The organism is Anaerococcus sp. (genome assembly GCF_022770135.1).
Lineage (GTDB): Bacteria > Bacillota > Clostridia > Tissierellales > Peptoniphilaceae > Anaerococcus.
On the sequence record NZ_JALEIL010000073.1, the window covers coordinates 1 to 5,238 of the forward strand.

The window sequence follows — 5,238 nt, forward strand, 5'->3', positions numbered from 1 at the left end:
ATCGAAATTTATTTTATCGTTAAGTTACCCTTATCTCGACTAAGAGAGTGAAACGAACGCATGGAGAGATCTCATTAGATTTCTCCGCTCACTCCGTTCGGTCGAAATAAGGGTTATTTTGATTTTGTCAACAGTCTGAGATTGGCGTAAGCCAATCATCTAGTTTCGCACTCCGCCAAGGAGCAGAGGGGGTGAATGACAAAGGGGTCAAGGGGAAAGGGTAGAGGGGGCCTCTGCCGCCCCCTTAGCCTGTCCCCTTGGGTTCGAAGGGTTCAACCCTGCTCAAAAGTATATTCCAATACAAAGAAATACTAGTTTTATAATACGTATTAACATATTTTAAATAAATCTACTTATACATTGAGCTTCGAAGGGTCCAACCCTGCTTCAGGATATATTCTAATACATAAATACTTTTTATAAAAAACTTTTAGTCAAAGATATTTTTAAAAATATCTCTCCTTCCCATTGTCCAGTAATTTCTCAATAGCATAGCCCACTCCAGAGTTTAAGTTGGATTTTGTTATAAAATCTGCGTGGGCTTTGAGTTCTTCTACGGCATTTCCCATGGCTACGGCAAATCCTGCTTCTTCTAGCATGGGGATGTCGTTTTTTTCGTTTCCTATTGCCATTACCTCGCTCATATCAAGGCCTAGCTTTTCTATCATTTGACCTATGGCGTAGCCCTTGTTGGTGTTTTTGTTCATCACCTCTATTAGAAAGGGGGCGGTTTGGACTGGGTAGTAGTTTTCTTTTAATTCTTTGGGCATATTTTTGATAAAGCGGCTTATCTCACTTGCGGAACCTAGGATAAGAAATCTCCCGAAGTCTTTATCCTCTGGCCAATTATCGTAGGCTACTGTCTTTATTGGAAGCTTGTTTATTCTAGCGTCCATTTTTGTATAGAAGTTAGGATTTTTGTGTCTGGTGTAAAATCCTTCATCATCCATACTAGATAATTCTAGCTTAAAGCCTTCAAGCATTTGATCTACGATAAGGAGGTCTTTGGGTCTTTGGTAAGTTCCAAACATGGGCTTTCTCGTGAAATTATCATAGACGTAGGATCCGTTTTGGCAAATTGTAAAGTGTCCCTTTTGGGCTAGGTCTAATTCTTCTATAAGATGAATCATGCTAGTAAAGGGCCTGCCGCTAACTAGGGCAATGTGAATGCCTTCCTTCTTTGCTTTTTTGATCGCTTCTTTATTCTTCTTTGTTAATCTTTTAAGTGGAGTTACTAAAGTTCCGTCCACATCAATTGTTATTAATTTAATCATAAAGTCATTATACTCTATAAAAATTATTAATTTCTCTAATTTTGGGTATATATAAGTATGGAAAGACAAAAGGAGGAATAATTTTGATTATTGGAATACCTAAAGAATTAAAAGATCAAGAATCCAGAGTGGCAATCATTCCTGGAGCTTGTACAGAATTAACTAAATCAGGAAATAAAGTTATTATAGAATCTGGAGCAGGACTTGCGTCTGGAATTAGCGATGAAGATTATAAAGAAGCTGGAGCAGAAATTGTAGATACTGCCGCAGAAGTTTGGGAAAATGCAGATATTATCTATAAGGTTAAAGAACCACTAAAGGAAGAATACAAGTACTTTAGAGAAGGTCTTATTATCTATACCTACCTTCACCTTGCAAGTAACCCAGAGCTTACAGACGCTCTTATAGAAAACAAGGTAACAGGAATTGGTTTTGAGACAGTTCAACTTGATAATAGACTACCACTTCTACAACCAATGTCAGAAATCGCTGGTAGGATGGCAGTTCAAGAGGGAGCACAATATCTTACAAAACCAAAAGGTGGACGTGGAATCCTCCTTCAAGGAGTACCAGGAGTTAGACCTGCCAATGTTGTAATCGTAGGTGCAGGTACTGTAGGAACAGCTGCAACAAGAATAGCTGTAGGAATGGGAGCAAGAGTTACAGTTCTTGATGTAAATATCGAAGCCCTAACTCAACTACACAACATCTTCCCAGATAAGATCGAAACACTCTATTCTAACCCACTAAACATAGAAGATGCAGTTAAAAATGCAGACCTCGTAATATCTACAGTCCTAATCCCAGGTGCTCGTGCGCCACAACTAATCAAAGAAGATATGGTTAAACAAATGAAGGAAGGATCTGTAATAGTGGACGTGGCTATAGACCAAGGTGGTTCAACTGACCTAACAAAGGGAAGACCAACAAGCCACACCAACCCAACCTTTGTTGAACACGGAGTAATCCATTACGCAGTTGCAAATATCCCAGGTGCAGTAGCAATGACATCAACATATGCCCTATCAAACGCAACAACTAGATACGCCAAGGCCTTAGCAGATCTTGGAGTAAAGGGAGCATGTGAGAGATTCCCAGAGCTAATCAAGGGAATCAATACTTATGATGGAAAAGTAACATATGAACCTGTAGCTGAGGCTAACGATAAGGAATATGTAGAGCTTAATATTGAGTAATCTATAAATTAAATAAGAGCTTAGACTACCGACCAAGATTTATAATTGGTCGGTAGTTTTTTATATACTTATAAAATCGCTAGTACTTAAGATAAAATTTAATATTTAATTTCTATTATTAAAGATAAAAACTTTGAAAAAATTGATAAAATATTTGCAATCATGTCTACAAAAAATATAATACCTAGTAATATACTAGGGTATAAAATCACAATCGATTTGAACTTTTTACATTGTCCTATTATATTAAAAAATCTAAAAGCATCAGTAGACTCAGGAAGTTATGCCCTTCAAGTTTAATATTTCTGAGTTTAAGCTTTAAATATCGGAAAATTTCCGAAAAAAGAAGGGGGATATATGCCATACAAGTATGTAGACAAAGATTTAGAAGAATATATTATTAGTCACAGGAGATATTTCCATGAAAATCCAGAACTAAGCTGGCATGAGGAAAAAACTTCGACTTATATTTTAAATGAGCTGACGAAACTTGGAATTGAGGCAAGGAAAATTGTGGGGACAGGTGTTCTTGGTCTTATCAATCCTGATAAGGACGGTAAAGTTTTAGCTATAAGAGCGGACATAGATGCTCTTCCTATAGAAGAGAAATCAGATCTTGATTTTAAGTCAAAAACAAAAGGAGTAATGCATGCTTGTGGGCACGATACTCACGCAGCAATTCTTTTAGGAGCTTGCAAGAAACTAGTATCCATGAAAGATGAGCTAGGTAAGGTCGTCTTATTATTTCAACCAGCTGAGGAATTCATCAAAGATTCTGGTGCCAAACATGTCATAGAAGAAAAAATATTAGAAAAAGAAGGAGTAGACAGGATAATAGCTCTTCATATTAGAAGCTCCCTAAGGTCAGGCACAGTTGCGATCCAAGATGGTCCAATCATGGCTTCAGCTGATACCTTTAGCTTAGAGATTATAGGAAATGGTGGTCATGGCTCAGAACCACACCTTACTATAGATCCCATAGCAATCGGTTCACTCATAGTTCAAAATCTTCAAAATATAGTATCAAGAAAAAATAAGCCTAGCAAGTCTATAGTTTTGTCTGTAACTGCCTTTAATTCAGGCAATACTGAAAATGTAATCCCAGATATGGCAGAGCTTCTTGGAACTACCAGAACCTTTGATAATAAGCTTCGCAAGAAATTTCCTGAAATGATGGAGACTGTCATTAAAGGAATATGCGAAGCCAACGAAGCAAAATACAGGTTCAAATATAACTTTGGAACACCAGCAACTGTAAATGAGAAGGAATCTAGTGATTTTGGTAGGATAGTAGCAGGGGAAATACTAGGAGAAGAAAATGTTGTTTACCATGAACCTCGCATGGGTGGAGAAGATTTCGCCAAGTATCTGACCCATATTCCAGGAGCTATGATGTTTCTTGGAGCGAGGATAAAGGATGAAGATCATCCTCATCATAGTTCAAGATTTGAAATAGACGAAAGTGCCCTAAAAACTGGATCCGAGTATTTTATTAGCTATGCTAGAAATTATTTCAGCCAAAGCATCTAGATTTACCTTAAGCTTTAAAGATGTTATAATGTATTTATGGAAATAAATAGAAAGCGATATAAGGACCTGGACTCCTTTTTCAAGATAAAATTTCATAAGAAAGTGATAAAACTTCCCTTGGATGGGGGATTTACTTGTCCTAATAGGGATGGGACTCTTTCATCCCTAGGCTGTATTTATTGCTCGGATTCTGGATCTGGCGAGTGGACTTTTAGGGAGAAGGGGAGTATATATCAGCAGATTGCCTATCAGAAAAAGCTTTTGTCAAAACCTGGAAGAGATGAGGCCTATACAGCCTATTTTCAAAACTTCACCAATACTTATGGGGATGTAGGGAAGATGATAGAGATGTTCTATGAAGCCATTTCTCAAGATGATATAGTAGGTCTTTTCATAGCTACTAGGGCTGATTGCTTGTCTGATGAAGTCTTGGAGCTTTTGGATGAGCTTAATAAAAAGACCTTTCTCGTGGTGGAGCTTGGTATGCAAAGCGTAAATGAAAAGACGATTTCTCTTATAAATAGGGGTTATAGGCACAAAGATTTTGACAAAGGCTTATTAAAACTTAAGAATTTGGGCATAAATATATTAGTCCATATTATAGTAGGCCTTCCTTACGAGGATAGGGAAGATTATCTTGCAGATATTTCCTATATCAATTCTCGAAATATTTGGGGAGTCAAGATTCACAATCTTTATGTTGAAAATGGGACTAGGCTTTTTGCTTTCTACGAGAAGGAAGATATAGCCTACACTATGGATAAGGATTCTTATGTAGAAATCGTAGTAGCCATGCTTAGGAGACTTGATCCTGATGTAGTTATTAATAGGCTCACAGGAGATGGACTTAGGGAAAAAATCGCCTATCCTGTACGGTCTAAGAATAAGGCGAAGATTTTGGCAACAATTGATAAGATGATGAAAGATAAAGATTATAGACAGGGGGATTTATGGAAAGAAAATTAGCGAGCAAGTTTTATATAAACTCATTGGAAGAAGATATTTATCAAAATAGGGAAAAGACCCTACTACTCGTAGTAGACGAGCAACCAAAGCTAATGAAGACTATGGAAAATGGAGAGAAGACTGTAACAAACACCCTAACTCTCCTTAAGGCCTTTAAGGAATATGATATGAATTATCTTGCGACAGAGCAATATCCAAAGGGCCTTGGTAGGAGTGATGATAGGCTTTTGGAATTAATAGAAGAGGATAAGATCTTTGCTAAGTCTCTTTTC

General features: G+C 37.2%; 4 protein-coding genes and 1 pseudogene. 4 read left to right on the forward strand and 1 reads right to left on the reverse strand.

Features of this window, described 5'->3' with window-relative positions:
* Window positions 1–446 precede the first annotated feature (446 nt).
* Window positions 447–1,274 carry a Cof-type HAD-IIB family hydrolase gene (locus MRZ08_RS03400; protein ID WP_297379247.1) on the reverse strand — a complete coding sequence of 276 codons (828 nt, stop codon included), beginning with the start codon at window positions 1,272–1,274 and terminating at the stop codon, window positions 447–449.
* 83 nt (window positions 1,275–1,357) lie between these two features.
* Between MRZ08_RS03400 and ald the strand changes: the two genes are divergently transcribed.
* The 4 genes and pseudogenes from ald to MRZ08_RS03420 form a co-directional block, all read left to right on the forward strand.
* Window positions 1,358–2,470: an alanine dehydrogenase gene (ald, locus tag MRZ08_RS03405; protein WP_297379249.1), complete on the forward strand. Its 1,113-nt coding sequence runs from the start codon at window positions 1,358–1,360 to the stop codon at window positions 2,468–2,470.
* 357 nt (window positions 2,471–2,827) lie between these two features.
* Window positions 2,828–4,000: an amidohydrolase gene (locus MRZ08_RS03410; RefSeq protein WP_297379251.1), complete on the forward strand. Its 1,173-nt coding sequence runs from the start codon at window positions 2,828–2,830 to the stop codon at window positions 3,998–4,000.
* Between the two features lie 36 nt (window positions 4,001–4,036).
* Window positions 4,037–4,966: a TIGR01212 family radical SAM protein gene (locus MRZ08_RS03415; RefSeq protein WP_297379253.1), complete on the forward strand. Its 930-nt coding sequence runs from the start codon at window positions 4,037–4,039 to the stop codon at window positions 4,964–4,966.
* A pseudogene (locus MRZ08_RS03420) lies at window positions 4,951–5,238 on the forward strand (isochorismatase); the annotation flags it as partial. The gene MRZ08_RS03415 and the pseudogene MRZ08_RS03420, both read left to right, overlap by 16 nt.